Annotated in this window: 16 protein-coding genes; 13 read left to right on the forward strand and 3 right to left on the reverse strand. The window is 74.2% G+C overall.

Features of this window, described 5'->3' with window-relative positions; genetic code table 11:
- Positions 1 to 219: 219 nt before the first annotated feature.
- A complete protein-coding gene (locus KPL57_RS34415; RefSeq protein WP_226354755.1) occupies positions 220 to 525 on the forward strand; it encodes a hypothetical protein in 306 nt (101 codons plus the stop codon).
- Here the strand turns inward: KPL57_RS34415 and KPL57_RS34420 are convergent.
- Genes KPL57_RS34420 through KPL57_RS34430 form a run of 3 tightly spaced genes read right to left on the reverse strand, consistent with a single transcriptional unit; the run spans position 503 to position 4058 of the window.
- Entirely contained in the window at positions 503 to 1927 is a 1425-nt protein-coding gene (locus KPL57_RS34420; protein ID WP_226354756.1) for a DUF1116 domain-containing protein, read from the reverse strand. The genes KPL57_RS34415 and KPL57_RS34420 overlap by 23 nt on opposite strands.
- A complete protein-coding gene (locus tag KPL57_RS34425; RefSeq protein WP_226354757.1) occupies positions 1924 to 3351 on the reverse strand; it encodes an FdrA family protein in 1428 nt (475 codons plus the stop codon). Before KPL57_RS34425 ends, KPL57_RS34420 begins: the two co-directional genes overlap by 4 nt.
- Positions 3348 to 4058 carry a DUF2877 domain-containing protein gene (locus KPL57_RS34430; protein WP_226354758.1) on the reverse strand — a complete coding sequence of 237 codons (711 nt, stop codon included), beginning with the start codon at positions 4056 to 4058 and terminating at the stop codon, positions 3348 to 3350. Before KPL57_RS34430 ends, KPL57_RS34425 begins: the two co-directional genes overlap by 4 nt.
- A 77-nt stretch (positions 4059 to 4135) precedes the next feature.
- On the opposite strand from KPL57_RS34430, the gene KPL57_RS34435 reads away from it, so the two are divergent.
- The 12 genes from KPL57_RS34435 to KPL57_RS34490 all read left to right on the forward strand — a co-directional run bounded on the left by KPL57_RS34435 (position 4136) and on the right by KPL57_RS34490 (position 19742).
- Positions 4136 to 5404, forward strand: coding sequence for a CdaR family transcriptional regulator (locus KPL57_RS34435; protein WP_226354759.1), 1269 nt, complete (start codon positions 4136 to 4138; stop codon positions 5402 to 5404).
- A 189-nt stretch (positions 5405 to 5593) separates the two neighbouring features.
- Positions 5594 to 7000 carry a uracil-xanthine permease family protein gene (locus tag KPL57_RS34440; protein ID WP_226356626.1) on the forward strand — a complete coding sequence of 469 codons (1407 nt, stop codon included), beginning with the start codon at positions 5594 to 5596 and terminating at the stop codon, positions 6998 to 7000.
- On the forward strand, positions 6997 to 7827 hold the full coding sequence (locus KPL57_RS34445; RefSeq protein WP_226354760.1) for a xanthine dehydrogenase family protein subunit M: 831 nt from the start codon (positions 6997 to 6999) through the stop codon (positions 7825 to 7827). The genes KPL57_RS34440 and KPL57_RS34445 overlap by 4 nt, the downstream gene beginning before the upstream one ends.
- Positions 7824 to 8321 (forward strand): (2Fe-2S)-binding protein, encoded by a 498-nt coding sequence (locus KPL57_RS34450; protein ID WP_226354761.1) that lies wholly within the window; start codon positions 7824 to 7826, stop codon positions 8319 to 8321. The genes KPL57_RS34445 and KPL57_RS34450 overlap by 4 nt, the downstream gene beginning before the upstream one ends.
- The gene (gene cutA / locus KPL57_RS34455) at positions 8318 to 10696 is read left to right on the forward strand and encodes an aerobic carbon-monoxide dehydrogenase large subunit (protein WP_226354762.1); all 2379 of its coding nucleotides are present in this window, start codon (positions 8318 to 8320) and stop codon (positions 10694 to 10696) included. Before KPL57_RS34450 ends, cutA begins: the two co-directional genes overlap by 4 nt.
- Positions 10693 to 11367, forward strand: coding sequence for a carbon monoxide dehydrogenase subunit G (locus KPL57_RS34460; protein WP_226354763.1), 675 nt, complete (start codon positions 10693 to 10695; stop codon positions 11365 to 11367). The genes cutA and KPL57_RS34460 overlap by 4 nt, the downstream gene beginning before the upstream one ends.
- Positions 11364 to 12779, forward strand: coding sequence for an amidase (locus KPL57_RS34465; RefSeq protein ID WP_226354764.1), 1416 nt, complete (start codon positions 11364 to 11366; stop codon positions 12777 to 12779). The genes KPL57_RS34460 and KPL57_RS34465 overlap by 4 nt, the downstream gene beginning before the upstream one ends.
- Before the next feature lie 78 nt (positions 12780 to 12857).
- On the forward strand, positions 12858 to 14936 hold the full coding sequence (locus KPL57_RS34470) for a hydantoinase/oxoprolinase family protein (RefSeq protein ID WP_226354765.1): 2079 nt from the start codon (positions 12858 to 12860) through the stop codon (positions 14934 to 14936).
- Positions 14933 to 16906, forward strand: a complete 1974-nt coding sequence (locus tag KPL57_RS34475) for a hydantoinase B/oxoprolinase family protein (RefSeq protein ID WP_226354766.1) — start codon at positions 14933 to 14935, stop codon at positions 16904 to 16906. Before KPL57_RS34470 ends, KPL57_RS34475 begins: the two co-directional genes overlap by 4 nt.
- Positions 16907 to 16914: 8 nt before the next feature.
- Positions 16915 to 17589 carry an SDR family oxidoreductase gene (locus tag KPL57_RS34480; protein WP_226354767.1) on the forward strand — a complete coding sequence of 225 codons (675 nt, stop codon included), beginning with the start codon at positions 16915 to 16917 and terminating at the stop codon, positions 17587 to 17589.
- Between the two features lie 88 nt (positions 17590 to 17677).
- Entirely contained in the window at positions 17678 to 18613 is a 936-nt protein-coding gene (locus tag KPL57_RS34485; protein ID WP_226354768.1) for a carbamate kinase, read from the forward strand.
- 25 nt (positions 18614 to 18638) lie between these two features.
- Complete coding sequence (locus KPL57_RS34490; protein WP_226354769.1) at positions 18639 to 19742, forward strand: ring-opening amidohydrolase; 1104 nt, start codon at positions 18639 to 18641, stop codon at positions 19740 to 19742.
- Positions 19743 to 19756 lie beyond the last annotated feature (14 nt).

Raw genomic sequence — 19756 nt, forward strand, 5'->3', positions numbered from 1 at the left:
CAGACCCCGCCGCGGCGGCGAAGGAGCAGGCGCGCCATGCCTCCTACCGTAGACCCGAACCCCCGTTGCGCGGCAAGTCGCCACCCGCACGGTCGAACCCGGCCCCCGAGCCCCGGCTCGCAACGAAGTGATCACAACCAGGGGCGTTTCCCCTCGTTGGAAGGGCAGTGAGGGTGCGGCGGTGCAACCATGACGCCGTCCGTGACGAAGGGGTTTGTGATGGCGGCAACCGTGGGTACGACCGTGCGGCAGGGCATGGGGATCATCGCGACGATCGTGCGGATCGTGGGCCTGGTGATCGTGGCCATCCTGGTCGCGCACATCGTGCTGACCCTGCTCGACGCCAACCCGGCGAACTTCCTCACCGAGTTCGTGTCCTCCTGGGCGGCCCAGCTGAACCTCGGGCTCGGTGACCTGTTCACCCCGGCCCAGCCGAAGATGGCCGTCACGCTCAACTACGGCGTCGCGGCGATCCTGTGGCTGATCATCACCACGGTCGTGGTCAGGCTGCTGCGCCGCGTCTGAGGACCGTCCGCTCCGCCAGCCGGGCGAGCGCCTTCGGGAAGATCCCGGCCGGCGGGGTGACGAGCCCCGCCCCGACCTGCCCGACGCCCGCGACGCGCCCGGCCATCCCGGTGTTGATCTGCGGGAGGATGCCCGTCCGGCAGACCCGGGTGACGTCGATGCCGCTGGGGACCCCGGCGAACTCCAGCACCGGGACGGTCCACCGCCGGCTCTCCCCGAGCGTGATCTCGCGCATCCGGCGGGTGGTCGCCAGTGCGTCCGGCACGGTCCCGCCGACGAACCGCACGATCGCCGGGGCGGTGGCCATGGCGAAGCCCCCGATCCCGGCCGTCTCGGTGATGGCCGAGTCGCCGATGTCGGGGTTGGCGTCGGCCGGGCCGTAGTCGCCCAGGAACAGGCCGTCGGCCAGCTGGGCCGGGCCGGTGAACCACTCGTCGCCGGTGCCGGAGACCTGGATCCCGAAGTCGGTCCCGTTGCGCGCCATCGCCACCACCATGGTGGAGCCCTCGACGTCCCGGGCGGCGTCCAGGGCCAGCTTGCACGCGGGCATGGCGAGGTTCAGGAAGAAGTGGTCGTTGCCGCCGACGAACCGCAGCGCCTCCGCGACGTCGGTGCTCGGGACACCCGCGGCGGCCGCCGTCGCGACGAGGTCCGGGCCCAGGTCCCGCAGGAGCATCAGGGTCCCCGCCCGGTTGCGGTTGTGCGCCTCGTCGCCCATCTGCAGCATCTGGGTGAGCACCCCGGTCACGTCGACCGGCTCGCCCGCGTCCCGCCGGGCCCGGACGGCACCACGCAGCAGTGGGCCCAGCACGTCGCCCATCCAGCGCAGCCGCCGGATGACCTCCGGGCCGTACGCGCCGTAGCGCAGGACCTTGCCCAGGCCCTCGTTGAGCGAGCAGTGGGTGCGACGGCCGGTGGCCGCGTCCTCCAGCACGAACATCCACATGCCCGGGGTGACGACGCCGGCCATCGGGCCGACCGTCCCCCGGTGGTGGCACGGCTCCAGCGACACCGAGGAGCCGGACGCGAACAGCGCCTCCGCGTCCTCCGGGTCGGTGACCAGGCCCTCCAGCGCCGCGCCGCCCATCAGGGCACCGCGGAGCGGGCCGGACGCACGTTCCCAGGTGATCGGCGGCCCGGCGTGCAGGAACTCGCCCGGGGCGAGGCCGAGGACCTCCGAGGCCGGGGCCACGTCGACGAGCGTCGCGGTGACGTCGAGCATCGCGGCCAGTGCGCGCTCGTTCGCCGTCCGGCGCAGCGGGTCGGTGGCGACGGTCGCGAGATCGGCCGCGGTGCCGTCCATCGGCGGGCGCCAGTCGACCCGGGTGACCGGGACGGCCTGGTCGGCGGCGGCGTCGGCGAGCAGGTCGGTGCCGGTGCTCACCAGCGGGGGGACGGTCATCGAGCGGCTCCGATCGTCGCGTCGGCGGGGAGGAGTGCGAGTGCCCGGCGGGTGGCGCGGGCGTGCGAGAGGTGGACCTCGGCACCGGCGTCGACCAGCGCGTCGATCTGGGCGGACAGGCCCTGCGGGTCGGCGGCGGTCCCGACGACGGAGACCACGACCGGTACCCGGGCCCCGGCGATCGCGGGGGCCAGCACGGAGACCGGGTCCGGCTCGGCGCCGTGTCCCAGCACCAGGTCGAGCAGGACGACGGCGGTCCCCGGGTCGGCCAGCGCCGCCGCGAGGTGCTCCAGGCGCACCGTCGGGTCGATCATCGGGTGGGCGCGGCCGCGGGTCCAGTCGTCGTCGCCGAAGTCGACGAAGGTGTGCCCGGCCCCGGCCGCCTCCGCGCCCGCGACCTGGGCGGCCTCGGTCGCGAGGGTGCCGCCGACGAACAGCCCGCGCAGCAGGTGACCCCCGTTCGCCGGGCGCGCGGTGCCGTGCACCGGCCAGTCCGGGACGGGGCGGCCCAGCCGGGCCAGGACGGCCTCGGTCGCCGCGGTCAGGTCGGGCCTGCCCGGCCCGAGCAGCGCGTACTCGACCGGTGTCGCGAGCGTCGCGACCACCCGGTCGATCTCCTCGGCGACCTCGGCCGCGGGCGGCTTGGACACCAGCACGATCAGCTCGACGGCCGGGTCGGCGTCGAGGCGGCGCAGGGCCTCCCGGGTGGCGAGGCCGCCGACCGCCGCGGACAGGTCCCGTCCGCCGACGCCGAGCGCGGCGTGCACGCCGACCCCGGCGTGGTCGAGCAGCGCCATCACCTGCTGGCACCCGGTCCCGGACGCGGCGACGATCCCCACCGGGCCGGGCTCCACGGTGTTCGCGAACCCCAGGCCGAGCCCGTCCAGCACGGCCGTCCCGCAGTCCGGGCCCATGACCAGCAGGGACCGCTCGGCGGCGGCCCGCTTGAGCGCGACCTCCTGCTCCACCGGCACGTTGTCGCTGAAGATCATGACGTCGCTGCCTGCGTCGAGGGCGTCCATCGCCTCGACGGTGGCGTGGGGCCCGGGCACCGAGACGAGCACGACCGAGCCCGGTGCCCGGTCCAGCGCGGTGGCGGTGGTGCGCGGCGGTGCGACGGTGCCGCCCTCCCCGCCGCCCGGCGCCGGGCGGTTCGCCTCGGCGAGGGCCCGGTCGACACCGGCCACGGCGGCGGACAGCGCGTCGTCGCCGGTCAGCCGCAGGGCGACGACCAGGTCGTTGGCGCCGGTCCCGGCGGGGACGGTGAACCCCATGCCGGTCAGGACCTCGATGTTGAGCGGGGTGGCCATGGCGACCTGCGCGGCGACCACCCCGTCGAGCTGCTGGGCGGTGCGGCTGACCCGGAGCAGGGTGACCGAGTCGGCGTAGGCGCCGGGCCGGACCTCGACGTGTGTCGTCGTCATGCGGCGACTCCTTCGGTGTGCAGGGCGGACAGGGCGAGCGCGGCGCCGTGGACCATCGCGGCCCCGGAGGTGTGCCCGACGGCGGTGAGCGCGGCCAGCGCCGCGGGCTCGGCCGGCGTGCCGAGGGCGGTGACCAGCGCGGCGAACTGGGGTACGACCTCACCGCGCAGTGCGCACCGCAGGAGCTCGGCGGACAGCAGCGTGGTGCGGTGCAGGTGGGCCCGGACGGCGGCGTCCACCCCCGGGGTGGGGGCGCCGGCGGCCCGGTGCAGGGCGAGCCAGCCGCACAGGACGTCGTCTCCGAGCGGGGTGAGGCCCTCGCCGCGTCCGACGAGCCCGGCGACGGCGGCCGGTGTCACCGCGGCCGGCAGGCCGGGGGCCGGCCGGAGCCCGGTGCGGCGCAGCGGGGACCGCGCGGGGACCCGGGTGTCGACCAGCCGCCGGACGGCGACCGGCTCGGCGTCGAGGTGCAGGACCCCGCCGCGCACGGCGGCCGTGCCGACGGCGAGCACGGGGAGCCGGGACCGCAGGCCGCAGGGCACTGCCACCGCGTCCGCGCCGAGGACGCCGACGCAGGCCTCGCGGCCGTCGTCGTCGTGGACGGCGAGGTAGACGGCATCGGGCCCGCGGTGCACGACCCGGACCGGTCCGTCCGCGGCCCGCCGCAGCAGGTCGCGGACCCGGACGGGTGCGCTGACTCCGATCACGGATCCGAAACTAGCCTGGGCAGGCGCGCCGACCGATGTTAACTTGTGCCACCTTCCACCCGAAGGGACGGCAACAGTTGCTGACGGACGAGAGCGGGGACCCGGAGATCCCGGCGCGTGAGGCGCTGGCCCGGCTCGATGCGCTGCACACCGGGCTCACCCGGATCGCGCTGGAGGGCGGGGACCTCGCGGGGATCGCGGCCGAGGTCGGGCGGGTGCTCGACGTGGGCGTCGCGGTCACCTCCACCGACGGCCGGGAGCGGGCGTCGGCGCTGTCGGAGGACCAGCTCCGGATGCTGACCGAGCACGAGCTCGTCGACCCGACGGGCCGGCTGCGCGTGGAGCGGATGGGGATCGACGGCGTCCGGGTCGCGGGCGGGGAGGCCCGCACCCTGCGGGTCGCGGCCGGCGGGCAGAACCTCGCCCGGCTGGTCTGCGTGCGCCTGGCCGCCCGGCTCGCCCCGGACGACGTGCAGGCGCTGGAGCGCGCCGCCGCGGTGGCCGCGCTGCTGATCACCCGTGAGGAGGCGGTCACCGCCGTCGAGACCAAGTACCAGGGCGACTTCCTGCGGGACCTGCTGCTGCGCCGTACCGCCGACCCCGCCTACGTCGCCGAGCACGCGGACACCTTCGGCTGGAACCTGCGCCGCCCCATGGTGGTGCTGACCGCCGAGCTCGACCCGATCGACGCACGGGTCCCCGCCGAGCAGTGGCGCGCCTGGCAGAAGCGGTTCTCGGCGGGGTGGCGCCAGGTCTGCTCCGGGCTGGGGGACGGCATCCCCACCGTCGACTTCTCCTCCGAGGTCGTGACCCTGCTGCCGGTCGATGCCGACCCCGGGTCACCCCCCGGGCGCGACATCGTGCGGCGGGCCGTCACCGCCGTCGCCGGGGACAAGGGCGGCGGACGGCGGCAGTTCTCGGCCGGGGTCAGCCGCCCGGTGCCCGACCTCGACGCCCTGCCCGGCGCCTACGCCCAGGCGCGGCGGGCGGTCGAGGTGGGCCGCCGCATCTCCGGCGGCGGCAGCACGACCTTCTTCGACCAGCTCGGCCTGCACCGGCTGCTCGCGCTCGTGCCGGACCCGGCGGAGCTGGACTCGTTCGTCCGCGACGCGCTGGGCCCGCTGGCCGAGGCCACCACCGAGGCCGCCGAGCTGCGGGAGACCCTGCAGGTCCTGCTGGACACGAACTTCAACGTGGCCGAGGCGGCGCGGGTGCAGTTCTTCCACTACAACACGATGCGGTACCGGGTCTCCAAGCTGGAACGGCTGCTCGGTCCGCTGTCGACGGACCCTAACCTGCGACTCGACGTCGCGGTGGCGCTGCAGGCGCTGCGCATCGGCGGCTGACCGGGCGGGAACGCGACCGACATCCGGCGGAAACCGGAGCGCCGACGCATGCATGCATCGTGCTGGCGTCATCAATTCGTGCCAGTGGATCGACCGGTCAATCGGCAGTAGTAGCCGTCGAGGTGCGACCTGGGTCTCATTAGCTTGAGTCGGGTCTCCGGTCGCTGAAGTGAAGGGATCGCCATGTCGATGTTCAGGTGGGAAGTGGTCGATCCCGGTCCGGGAGAGGCGGTCGCGCCCCGTCAGCGGCTCCCGTGGGGGAAGACGGTCGGGCTGGGGGTGCAGCACGTCGTCGCGATGTTCGGGGCGACCTTCGTGTTCCCCGTGGTCATGGGGCTGGACCCCAACCTCGCGATCCTGTTCTCCGGGCTGTGCACGATCCTGTTCCTGGTCGTCTGCAAGAACCTGGTACCGAGCTACCTCGGCACCAGCGCCGCCTTCGTCGGCGGTGTCGCGGCGATCCGGGCGGCCGGCGGTGACTCCGCCGCCGTGACCGGCGCGATCATGGTCTCCGGCCTGGTGCTGCTCGCGATCGGTGTGTTCGTGCACTTCGCCGGGGCCCGGCTCGTGCACCGGGTGCTCCCGCCCGCGGTGACCGGCGCGGTCGTCATGCTGATCGGCTTCAACCTGGCCCCGGTCGTCGCGTCGGTGTACTGGCCGGTGGACCAGTGGACCGCGCTGCTCACCGCGACGTTCCTGGTCTGCGCCGCGGTGCTGTTCCGCGGGTTCTGGGGACGGATCGCGGTGTTCCTCGCGCTCGTCTTCGGGTTCGTGCTGTCCTGGCTGCTCGACCTCCTGAGCGGGCCGATCACCTCCTGCGGCGGCGCGGACTGCACCCCGGAGCCGCACTCCCGCGTGTCCTTCGACGGCCTGGCCGACGCCGCCTGGTTCGGCCTGCCGAGCGGCACCCTGAAGGACGGCGTGGCCGTCGTGCACGCGCCCAGCTTCTCGCTGATGTTCGTGCTGCTCGTGCTCCCCGGTGTCATCGCGCTGGTCGCCGAGAACCTGGGCCACGTCAAGGCGGTCGCCGAGATGACCGGCGACGACCTCGACCCCTACATGGGCCGCGCGCTCGGCGCGGACGGCGCCGCCACCGCGCTGGCCAGCCTGTTCGGCGGGTCCCCGACGACGACCTACGCCGAGAACATCGGCGTCATGAGCGCCACCCGGGTGTACTCCACCGCGGCCTACTACGTCGCGGCCGCCGTGGCGATCCTCCTCGGCCTGTGCCCCAAGTTCGGCGTGCTGGTCGCGGCGATCCCGGGCGGCGTGCTCGGCGGCATCACGCTCGTGCTCTACGGGATGATCGCGCTGGTCGGCGCCAAGATCTGGGTGGAGAACGGGGTCGACTTCGGCGAGCCCCGCAACCTCGTCGGCCTCGCGGCGGGCATGGTCGCCGGCATCGGCGGCGTCGCGCTGGACCTGGACAACGGGTTCGAGCTGGGCGGCATCGCGCTCGGCACGATCCTGGTGATCATCTACTTCCACGCCGTCGCGCTGCGCGACCGGCGGTCCGCGACACCCGGCCCGTCCGGGACGCCCGCCGGGACGATGGTGACCCGCGTCGACGACGGGGAGGCGAAGGAGAGCTCGTGAAACCCGCACCCTTCGACTACGTCCGCCCGACCGACCTGGCCGGGGCCGTCGCCGCGCTCGCGGCGCCGGACGGGAAGGTGATGGCCGGCGGACAGAGCCTCGTGCCGCTGCTGTCCATGCGGCTGGCCGCACCGTCCCTGGTCGTCGACATCAACGGCGTACCCGGCCTGGACACGATCACCGAGGTCGACGGGGGTGTCCGGGTCGGCGCGCTGGCCCGGCACACCGCGGTCCTGGAGTCACCGCTGCTCGCCAGGGTCCAGCCGCTGGTGCCCGCCGCGCTGGCCCACGTCGCGCACCCCACGATCCGCAACCGCGGCACGACCGTCGGGTCCCTCGTACACGCCGACGCCGCCGCCGAGATGCCGGTCGTGCTGCGGCTGCTGGAGGGCTCGCTCGACGTCGAGGGGCCCGCCGGGCGCCGGACGATCCCGGCGCGGGACCTGTTCGTCGGCCCGCTGGAGTCGGCGGTAGGGCCCGACGAGATCGCCGTGTCGGCGTTCTTCCCCGGCCTGCCGCCGGGCGCGGGCGTCGCCTTCGACGAGGTCGCCCGCCGACACGGCGACTACGCCCTGGTCGGTGCGGCGGCGGTCGTCGACGGCGACCGGATCCGGGTCGGCTACCTGTCGGTGAGCGACGTCCCGGTGGTCGTCGACCTGACCGGTGTCGCCCCGGCCGACCGGGCCGACGCCGCACTCGAACACCTGGACCCGTCCACCGACATCCACGCCACCGCGGCCTACCGGCGGCAGCTGGTGCGGGTCCTGACCGACCGGGTCGTGGCCGCGGCGACCGGGAACGCGACCGCGCAGGGAGGCGGGCGATGAGCGAGACGCTCCACGACATCCGGCTGACGGTGAACGACGTCGTCCACGACCTGCGGGTACCGGCGCGACGGCTGCTGTCCGACGCGCTGCGTCACGACCTCGGCCTGACCGGCACCCACGTCGGTTGCGAGCACGGGGTCTGCGGGGCCTGCACGATCCTGGTCGACGGCGAGCCCGCGCGGGCCTGCCTGATGCTCGCCGTCGCCGCGCAGTCCTGCGCGATCACCACCGTCGAGGGCCTGACCGAGCCGGACGGGTCGCTGTCCCCGGTGCAGCAGGCCTTCGCCGAGTGCCACGGCCTGCAGTGCGGCTTCTGCACCCCGGGCTTCCTGACGACGATCACCGCCGGGCTACGCCGCGACCCCTGCCCCACTCGGGAGCGGGCCCGCGACATGATCGGCGGGAACCTCTGCCGCTGCACCGGCTACCAGAACATCGTCACGGCGGTCGAGCGGGCCGCCGAGATCAGCGCGGAGATCGGGGCCGCCCGGTGACCACCAAGCTCATGGGCCAGCGCGTCCAGCGGGTCGAGGACCAGCGGTTCCTGCGCGGCGGCGGACGCTACGTCGACGACATCGACCCGGGCCCCGGCGTGCTGCACGCGGCGGTGCTGCGCTCCCCGCACGCACACGCCCGCATCCGCGACATCGACGTGTCCGGCGTCCTCGACGTGCCGGGCGTGCACGCCGTCTACACCCACGACGACCTGACCGGCCCGATGGCCGAGCCGCTGCCCGTGCTCATCCCGCACCCCGCACTGACCCACGGCCGGACCCAGTTCGCGCTGGCCCGCGACGAGGTGAACCACGTCGGGGAGGCGATCGCGTTCGTCGTCGCCGAGGACCGCTACGTCGCCGAGGACGCCGTCGACCGGATCGTCGTCGACTACGAGGTGCTGCCCGCCGTCGTCGGGATCGAGGCGTCGCGCGCGGCCGCGCGGCTCGTGCACGACGACGTGCCCGGCAACGTCGGCGCCCGGATGGAGCAGGCCGTCGGCGACGCCCCGGCCGCGATCGCCGCGGCGCCGCACCGCCTGGAGCTGGACCTGGAGATCGAGCGCAGCGCGTGCATGCCGATGGAGGGCCGCGGCACCGTCGCCCGCTGGGACCCCGCCACCGGCCGGCTGGTCCTGTGGACCTCCACCCAGAGCTCGACCGGGGTCCGCGCCGCCGTCGCGGCGAAGCTGGGCCTGGACATCGGCCGGGTCGACGTCATCACCCCGGACGTCGGCGGCGGCTTCGGCGTCAAGATCGTCCACCCGTGGCCGGAGGAGCTGCTGGTCCCGATGGCCGCCCGCGCACTGGGCAGGCCGGTGAAGTTCGTGGAGGACCGGCGCGAGCACTTCGTCTCCTCCGCACACGAGCGCGGCCAGGTCCAGCACGTCGAGGTCGGCTTCGACGACGACGGCCGGCTGCTCGGCCTCGACGTCGAGTTCTGGCACGACCACGGCGCCTACACCCCGTACGGCCTGATCGTCCCGATCATCACCTCGACCCAGCTGCTCGGCCCGTACAAGCCGGGCGCCTACCGGGTGGTCTTCTCCTCGCTCTACACCAACACCGTGATCGTGACGCCCTACCGCGGCGCCGGGCGCCCCCAGGGCTGCTACGCCATGGAGCGCACGATGGACGCGATCGCGGCGTACCTGGGCCGCGACCGCACCGAGGTCCGCGCGGCGAACTTCATCCAGCCGCACGAGTTCCCCTACGACCACGGCCTGATCTTCCAGGACGGCAGGCCGCTGGAGTACGACTCGGGCGACTACCCGGCGTCGCTGGAGAAGCTGCGCAAGCTGATCGACTGGGACGGGTTCGCGTCCTTCCGCCGCGAGTGCGCCGAGCAGGGCCGGACCGTCGGGATCGGCCTGGCCTGCTACGTCGAGGGCACCGGCGTCGGCCCCTACGAGGGTGCGCACGTGCACGTCGAGACCACCGGCGAGGTCAAGGTCGCGACCGGGCTCACCACCCAGGGCCAGAGCCACGAGACCGCGTTCGCCCAGATCGTCGCCGACGAGCTGGGTGTGCGGTTCTCCGACGTCGAGGTCGTCACCGGCGACACCCGCCGGATGCCCTACGCGGTCGGCACGTTCGCCTCCCGGGCCGCGGTCATGTCCGGTTCGGCGATCCTCAAGGCCGCGCGGAGGACGAAGGAGAAGGCGCTGCGGCTGGCCGCCGACGCGCTCGAGGCCGACGTCGCGGACCTGGAGATCGTCGACGGCGTGGTGGGGGTGCGGGGCACCGAGCGGTCGATCCCGCTGGGCACGCTGTCGGTGCTGTCCAACCCGCTGCGCTACGCCTTCGACGAGGCGTCGAAGGCCGCCACCCAGTTCTCGGTCGGGGACACCGACGCGCTGCCGGTCCCCGAGGGGGAGCAGCCGGGCCTGGAGGGCACCGACTTCCACAGCCCGCCGCGGGCGACCTACGCCTCCGGGATGCACGCCGCGATCGTCGAGACCGACCCGGACACCGCCGAGATCCGGATCCTGCGCTACGCCGTCGTCCACGACTGCGGGCACCTGATCAACCCGATGGTCGTCGAGGGGCAGATCCACGGCGGCGTCGCCCAGGGCGTCGGCGGCGCGCTGTACGAGCGGATGGCCTACGACGAGTCCGGCCAGCTGCTCAACGCGTCCTTCATGGACTTCCTGATGCCCTATGTGTCCGAGGTCCCCGACGGGATCGAGATCGACCACCTGGAGACGCCGTCGCCGCTCAACCCCCTCGGTATCAAGGGGGCGGGCGAGGCCGGTGTCATCCCGGTGTCGGCGGTGATCGCCGCCGCGGTGGAGGACGCCGAGGGCTTCCCCGTCACCGCGATGCCGATCTCCCCGTCGGACCTGTTCAGCCTGCGTGAGGAGCACCGCTCGTGAAGATCAGTGGCAGCAACGTCGTCGAGCACCCGGTCGAGCGGGTCTGGGAGGCGCTGCTCGACCCGCGGGTGCTGGTCGCGACCATCCCCGGCTGCGAACGGCTGGAGTCCACCGGCGAGAACGCCTACGCGATGACCGTGACCGCCGGGGTCGCCGCGATCAAGGGCACCTACACCGGCAGCTGCGCGCTGTCGAAGCTGGAGCCGCACGAGTCGCTGGTCATGACCCTGAACGGGGCGGGCGGACCGGGCACGGTCGACGCCGTCGTCGACGTCACCTTCGACGACCTCGGCGCGGGCGGCACCCGGATCGGCTACACCGCCGACGCGACGGTCGGCGGCATGGTCGGCGGTGTCGGCCAACGGATGCTCGCCAGCGTGTCCAAGCGGATGGCGGGCCAGTTCTTCGACGCCGTCGGCGCGACGATCGGCGCGGGCGGGGTGGGCGCGGTGCCCGTCGCCGCCGGGCCGGCCGCCGCCGTGACGGAGCCGGGCGCACCGCTCGTCGGCGCCCCGGCCTACGCCGAGCCGGTGACGGGCGCGGGGGTGTTCACGACCGCGTCCGCCGCCGGGGGCGGTGACGCGGGGGAACTCACCCGGGGCATCGGGATCGGCGCGGCGGTCGCGCTGCTCGGCGTGCTGGTCGGCGCCGTGATCGGGCGTCGCCGGTGACCGCCGACATCACCGTCGCGACCCCGGCCCGCGAACAGGCCGCCGCGGTCCGGGCCAAGGAGATCTCCGCGCGCGAGCTGCTCGACCTGCACCTGGAGCGGATCGCGCTGCGCAACCCCCGGCTCAACGCGATCGTCTCCCTCGACGAGGAACGCGCCCGCGCCGGGGCCGAGGCCGCCGACCGGGCGCTGGCCGCCGGGGCCGAGCCCGGCCCGCTGCACGGCCTGCCGTTCGCGTTCAAGGACACCCACGCCGTCGCCGGCTGGCGCACCACCTACGGCTCCCCGCTGTTCGCCGAGCACGTCCCGGACGCCGACGAGCTGCTGGTGGAGCGGGTACGGGCGGCCGGTGCGGTGACGATCGGCAAGACCAACGTCCCCGAGTTCGCGGCCGGCTCGCACACCTTCAACCGGGTCTTCGGCACCACGCTCAACCCGCACGACCCGACCCGGTCGGCCGGGGGGTCCTCGGGCGGGGCGGCGTGCGCGCTGGCGGCCGGGATGGTGCCGCTGGCCGAGGGCTCGGACATGGGCGGCTCGCTGCGCAACCCGGCGTCGTTCTGCGGGGTGGTCGGACTGCGGCCGTCGTGGGGGCGGGTGCCGGAGTGGCCGACGGCGAACATGTGGGAGACCACCTCGACCGGCGGCCCGATGGCCCGCACCGTCGACGACCTGGCGCTGCTGCTGTCGGTGCTCGCCGGGCCGGACCCGCGGGCGCCGCAGGCGCTCGGTGACCCCGGCTCCGCGTTCGGGGCGCCGGTCGTCCCGGCGCCCCTCGCCGGTCTGCGGGTCGGGCTGTCCGCCGACCTCGACGGCGCGTTCGTCGTGGACCGCGAGGTCCGGGCGGTCGTCGAGGCGGCCGGGGCGGCACTGGCGGGGGCGGGTGCGGCGGTGACCGGCACGGTCCCGGACCTCACCGGCGCCGACGAGTGCTTCCGCACCCTGCGCGCGTGGCACTTCCAGGCCCGGTTCGGCCTGCAGCTGGCCGTGCACCCGACGGAGTTCAAGTCCTCGCTGGCCGCGAACATCCGGGCGGGGGAGTCGCTGACCGGCGCGGACGTCGCCGTCGCGTTCCAGCGGCGCACCACGTTGGCGCAGCGGATGCGGGAGTACTTCACCGACCACGACGTGCTGGTGCTGCCGGTGTCGCAGGTCCCGCCGTTCCCGGCCGACCGGGAGTTCCCGGACACCGTCGACGGGATGCCGATGGACTCCTACTTGGACTGGATGCGCTCGGCCTACCTGATCACCGTGACCGGCTGCCCGGCCGTCTCGGTGCCGTTCGGGACCACCCCGGACGGGCTCCCGGTGGGTGTGCAGATCGTGGCCCGCCACGGCGCCGACCGCTACCTCCTGGAGGTCGCGGCCGCCGTCGAGACACTGGCGAAGAGTGCCAGTCGAATGGCAGTTTGACGGCAAAAGTCGCCATGTCCTCCGGCTCGGTCGGTGAGTTCAATCGAACTCACCGACCCCAGGCAGGAAGGACCCCCGATGACCCGGCGCATCCGGATCGGCATCGACACCGGTGGCACGTTCACCGACGTCGTCGCCTTCGACGAACGGGCGGGCGAGCTCGTCACGACCAAGACGCCCTCCACCCCGGCCAACCCGGCCGACGGCTTCCTCGCCGGCATCGACAAGGTCCTGGAGCTGCTGGGCGCGACCGGGGCGGACATCGAGGCCGTCAGCCACGGGACGACCGTCGCCACCAACCAGCTGCTCGAGGGCAAGGTCGACCGGCTCGGCTTCGTGACCACCGCGGGCTACGAGGCCATGCTGGAGATCGCCCGCCAGTCCGTCCCGGACGGCTACGGCAACTCCTACTTCTGGGTCAAGCCGAACCGGATCGTGCCCCGCGACCTGGTCCGCGGCGTGGAGGGCCGGCTCGACTTCACCGGCGCCGAGGTCCGCCCGTTCGACGAGGCCGGGGCCCGCGCGACCGCCCGCTGGTTCCGCGACCACGGCGTCGACACCCTGGGCGTCTGCTTCCTGCACGCCTACGCCGACCCCACCCACGAGGAGCGGATGCGGGAGATCCTCGCCGAGGAGCACCCGGCCGCCGTCGTGTCGCTGTCCAGCGAGGTCCTGCGTGAGTACCGCGAGTTCGAGCGGGCCACCACGGTCCTGGTCGACGCCGCCGTGAAGCCGCGGCTGTCGGCCTACGTCTCCAACATCAAGAACCGGCTGACCGCCTACGACGGCCGCGAGATCCCGTTCTACGTCATGAAGTCCAACGGCGGTGTCCTGTCCGCCGACGAGGTCGTCCACCAGCCGATCACGACCGTCCTGTCCGGGCCCGCGGCCGGTGCGCTCGGTGCCGCGCTGATCGCCCAGGAGGCCGGCTACGACCGGGTCCTCACCTCCGACGGCGGCGGCACCTCCACCGACGTCAGCGTCGTCGTCGGCGGCGAGCCGACGCTCACCACCGAGGGCTCGGTCGGGCAGTTCCCGTCCAAGATCCCGATGATCGACGTCGTGACCGTCGGCGCCGGCGGTGGCTCGGTCGCCTGGATCTCCCCGGAGGGCACCCTCAAGGTCGGCCCGCACTCGGCCGGCGCCGACCCCGGCCCGCTCTGCTACGGCAAGGGTGGCACCGAGGTGACCATCACCGACGCGCACGTCTTCCTCGGCCGCATCCCCCCGCACCTGCTCGGCGGGGAGATCCCGCTCGACGTCGACGCCGCCCGCGCCGGGATCGAGGCCCTGGCCAAGGAGCTCGACCTGACCCCGGAGGCGTGCGCCACCGGCGTCCTGGAGATCTCGGCCTGGAACCAGGCCAACGCGCTGCGCCAGGTCACCGTCAAGCGGGGCCTCGACGTCCGCGACTTCGCCCTCACCACCTTCGGCGGCTCGGGCTCCCTGCTGCTGTGCCGGCTCGTCGACGTGCTCGGCGTCCCGACCGTCCTGGTCCCGCCGAACCCCGGCAACGTCTCCGCGTTCGGGCTGCTCACCGTGGACGTGAAGAACGACTACGTGCAGACCCACGTCGCGCTGGCCGACGGGCTCGACCCGGCCGACGTGTCCCGCATCGTCGACGACCTCACCGCGCAGGCCGCCGCCGCGCTGGACCGGGAGGGCTTCCCGGCCGCGCAGCACGGCTTCGTCCGCACCGCCGACCTGCGCTACTTCGGGCAGGCCTTCGAGGTCCGCGTGCCGGTGCCGGACGGGCCGGTCACCCCGGACGCCCTGGTCACGGTCGCCGACGCCTTCCACGCCGCGCACCGGGCCCTCTACGGCTACGACTTCGCCGGCGACCCCGGCCAGCAGGTCGAGTGGGTCAACCTGCGGGTCTCGGGCATCGGCCCGATCCGCCGCCCGGAGATCGCCACCCACGACCTCGTCGCCGACCCGGTCGTCGCCGAGGCGGGCCGGCGCCCGGTCTGCTTCGACGCCGCGCAGGGCTTCGTCGACACCCCGGTGTACCGGCGGGCCGACCTCGTCCCCGGCGCGGTCGTCGACGGGCCGGCGATCGTCGAGGAGTTCGGCTCCACCGTCCCGCTGCACCCGGGCTTCACCGCCCGCGTCGACACCCGCCTGAACATCATCGTGACCCGGAAGGCCGACCAGTGACCACAGCGACGACGGCGACCGACCGCCCGGCCGACACCGGCTCGCGCCGCGCCCCCACCGCGTTCCCCTTCGGCCCGCTGACCGACGACGCCGGGGCGAGCGCCGACCCGGTCCTCGTCGAGATCGTGCAGGGCTCGCTGGCCAGCGTGGAGATGGAGGTCGAGACCGCCATCGCCCGCACCAGCCGCAGCCCGATGATCCGCGACGCGCACGACTTCCGCGCCGGCATCCACGACCGGCGGCTGCGCAAGCTCACCGGCCGGTCCTACTCCGCGCTGGTGCACCCGATCGCCCGCGAGTTCCCGCTGGACCAGATGCGCGAGGGCGACGTCTTCTTCCACAACGACGTCTACCGCTCCGAGGGCGGCATCGGGCACCTGCCCGACCTGTGCGTGACCGTCCCGGTCTTCGCCGGGCCGGCCGGCGACCGGCGCGTCGTCGCGTTCGTGCAGGCCTTCGGCCACCACGACGACATCGGCGGCGCGGTCCCCGGCTCGATGCCCTCGAACGCCACCAGCGTGTTCGAGGAGGGACTGATGGTCCCGCCGATCCGGCTGTGGGACGCGGGTGTCCCCAACCGGGCCGCCCTGGCGATCATGACCCGCAACTCGCGGATGCCCGACTCGCTGGCCGCCGACCTCGACGCCGAGTGCTCGGCCTGCCTGATGGGCGCCCGGCGCCTCGGCGAGCTGTTCGACCGCTACGGCATCGAGACCGTCGAGTCCTGCTTCGACGCGATCATCTCCCGCACCACCGAGACCTACCGCCGCGAGATCGTCGGCCGGATCCCGGTCGGGACCTGGACCTGGGAGGACTACGCCGAGCACGACGGCGTCGAGGAGCCCCGGCTGCACGCCCAGCGGATCACGCTCACCCGGACCGGCCCCGACGACCCCGACGGCGAGCGGCTGATCCTGGACTTCGCCGGCACCTCCCCGCAGGCCAAGGGGCCGATCAACCACTGCGGCGACTACTCCGACGGCGTCTTCCTCAAGAAGTGGCTCGCGCCGATCCTGCGCAACCTCGCCGACTCCCCGGAGCGGATGGCCGAGCTCGACGTCAACGAGGGCATCGTCCCGCTGATCGAGATGCGGTTCCCGCCGCCCGGGACGCTGCTGACCCCGGTGTTCCCGGCGCCGACCAACGCGCGCACCTTCGTCATCCTGCGGCTGCTCGGGGTGCTCGCCGGTGTCGTCGCCAAGGCAGTCGACGGCCGGATGCCCGCCGACCAGGAGACGATCCGCTACACCGGCGTCTACGGCGAGGACCTGGAGGGCCGCCCCTACCTCATGCGCGAGGTGCTCGGCGGCGGCTCCGGCGGCCGCTACTACGCCGACGGCGAGGACACCATCCACGTCGTCCCCGACTCGCGGAACCTGCCCACCGAGTTCACCGAGGCCCGCTTCCCGTTCCGCGTCGAGTCGCTGTCGCTGGCCACCGACTCCGGCGGCGCCGGGGAGTTCCGCGGCGGCCTCGGCTACGAGAAGCACGTCCGGATGCTGAAGGACGCGCACTTCATGTCGATCGCGGACCGGTCGATCCTGGCCTGCTGGGGGGTGCGCGGCGGGAAGGCCGGGCGGCCGTTCGAGGTCGTCATCGACCCGGGCGGGCCGAACGAGCGGGAGGTCGACGCGCTGGCCGACGCCGAGCCGGTCCGCGCCGGTGAGGTGATCCGGGTGCGGACGACCGGCGGTGGCGGCTGGGGCGACCCGCTGCGCCGCGACCCGGCGGCCGTCGTGCGCGACGTGGTGTGGCGCAAGGTGTCCGCCGCGGCGGCCCTGGCCGACTACGGCGTCGTCCTGACCGGGGACCTCGACGACGACACCCTCGGCTTCGACGCGGCGGCCACCACGGCCGAGCGGGCGGGCCGGGCCGCGTGGTCCCGCGACGACGACGCGTTCTTCGACCGCGGCCCCGGCTACGCGTCCCTGGCCGGGGGCGCCACGCACGCCGACGTCGACCGGCTCTGAGGCCCGCCGTGCGGGTCGTGATCTGCGGGGGCAACGGCAAGACCGGACGGGCGGTGGCGGCCGCGCTGCGGGCGCGGGGCGCCACCGCCGTCCCGCTGGGGCGGGCGGACGCCGTCGTCGGGGCCGCGGCCGGCGCCGACGCCGCCTACCTGATCGCCCCGAACCTGCACCCGGACGAGCCGGCGCTGGTCGCGGGCTGGCTCGACGGGCTGCGCACCGCGGGCGTCACCCGGGTCGGCTACCACTCGGTGGCCGCGCCGTACGCCCCCGACATGCCCCACCACCTGGGCAAGGCCCGGACCGAGGACGTCGTCCGCCGGTCCGGGCTGCGCTGGACGGTCCTGCAGCCCGGCGCCTACCTGCAGAACCTGGACCTGACCGGGCCGGTCCGGGTGCCCTACGACGTGCACGCCGTCTTCGGGTTCGCCGACCTCGACGAGGTCGGGGCGGCCGCCGCGATCGTCCTGACCGAACCCGGCCACGAGGGCGCCACCTACGAGCTCGCGTCGCGCACCGCCACCGTCGCCGAGCTGGCGGCGGAGGCGGGCACGACCGCCGAGCGGGTCCCCGGACCGTCCGGTCTCGGCCCGGTCCTCGACGCGATGTTCGCCTACTACGACCGCCACGGCCTGCCCGTCGGCACCCGTCCGCTCGCCCACCTCCTCGGGAAGGACCACCCGTGACCTTCGGCAACTCCTGCCATCGAACCGGCGCGGTTTCCGTCGCCCACGACGGTGAGACGACGGCCACCCTGCTCCTAGGTTCGTCGTCGTGAGAGTCCTGCTGGCACTGGGCGGCAACGCCATGACCGCCGCCGACGGCAGCGCGCGGCCGGAGGACCAGATCGCCGCGGCGCGGGTCGCCGCCGGGGCGGTGGCCGGGCTGCTGGCCCGCGACCACGACGTCGTCATCACCCACGGCAACGGCCCGCAGGTCGGGAACCTGCTGGTCAAGAACGAGCTGGCGGCCGCCGTCGTCCCGCCGGTCGGGCTGGACTGGTGCGGCGCGCAGACCCAGGGGACGCTCGGCTTCGTCCTGACCACGGCGCTGGACGCGGCGCTGGCCGCGGCCGGGGTCGACCGGCGCACCGCCGCCGTGGTGACCCGCACCCGGGTCTCGGCCGACGACCCGGGCCTGCTCCGGCCGTCGAAGCCGGTCGGGCGCTACCTGCCCGCCGACGAGGCCGCCGTCCTGGTCGAGCACGGCCAGACCTGGCAGGACCGGGGCGAGCGGGGCTGGCGCCGGGTGGTCGGCTCGCCCGAGCCGCTGGAGATCGTCGACGGGCCGGCGATCCGTGCCCTGGTCGACGCCGGGTTCGTCGTCGTCGGCAACGGCGGCGGCGGGATCCCGGTCGTGCGACGGCCCACCGGCGAGCTGGCCGGCGTCGAGGCCGTCATCGACAAGGACCTCGGTGCCGCGCTGCTCGCCCGCACCGTCGGCGCCGACGTGCTCGTCATCGGCACCGACGTGCCCCACGCGGTGCTCCGCTTCGGGACCCCGGCCGCCGAGGCCCTCGGCACGATCGGTGTCGAGAAGCTGCGCGCGCACGCCGCCGACGGGCACTTCGCCGGCGGCTCGATGGGCCCCAAGGTCGACGCGGCCTGCCGCTTCGTCGAGAACGGCGGCACCCGCGCCGTGATCACCGACCTCACCCACATCACCGAGGCCGTCACCGGCGGCGCCGGAACCGTCGTCGTCCCGTCCTGAGACCGCTGGAGAAGGAGAGTCCGTCATGCCCGACGCCATCGAGGTGCGCAAGGTCCCGATCCACTCCGTGGCCGACGCGAGCGAGCTCGCGACGCTGATCGACGACGGGGTCCTGCAGGCCGGCCGGGTCGTCGCGATCATCGGCAAGACCGAGGGGAACGGCGGGGTCAACGACTACACCCGCATCATCGCCGACCGCGCCTTCCGCGAGGTGCTGATCGGGAAGGGCGCCCCGGCCGAGCAGGTCCGGGAGGTCCCGATCGTCTGGTCCGGCGGCACCGACGGCGTCATCAGCCCGCACGCGACGATCTTCGCGACCGTCCCGCCGGAGGACGTCGTCCCCTCCGACGAGCCCCGTCTGACCGTCGGTTTCGCGATGAGCGAGCAGCTGGCCCCGGAGGACATCGGCCGCACGCCGATGATCACCAAGGTGGCCGACGCGGTGCAGGCCGCGATGAAGAAGGCCGGCATCACCGACCCCGCCGACGTGCACTACGTCCAGACCAAGACCCCGCTGCTGACCATCCACACCATCCGCGACGCCAAGTCCCGCGGGAAGACCGTGTGGACCGAGCACACCCACGAGTCGATGGACCTGTCCAACGGGTGCACCGCGCTCGGCGTCGCCGTCGCGCTCGGCGAGATCGAGATGCCGACCGACGCCGACGTCATGCACGACCGCGACCTCTACTCCGCGGTGGCGTCCTGCTCGTCGGGCGTCGAGCTGGACCGGGCGCAGGTCGTCGTGGTCGGGAACGCGACCGGGGTCGGTGGCCGCTACCGGATCGGGCACTCGGTCATGACCGACGCGCTCGACGCCGACGGCATCTGGAACGCGATCCGCGACGCGGGCCTGGACCTGCCCGAGCGGCCGCACACCTCCGACCTGGACGGCCGCCTGGTCAACGTGTTCCTCAAGTGCGAGGCGTCGCAGGACGGCACCGTCCGCGGCCGGCGCAACGCGATGCTCGACGACTCCGACGTGCACTGGCACCGGCAGATCAAGTCCTGCGTCGGCGGGGTCACCGCGGCCGTGACCGGCGACCCGGCGGTGTTCGTGTCGGTGTCCGCAGCCCACCAGGGTCCCGAGGGCGGCGGCCCGGTCGCCGCCATCGTCGACCTGGGCTGAGTGGCGGGGCAGCG

It is taken from the genome of Pseudonocardia sp. ICBG601, from assembly GCF_020496245.1.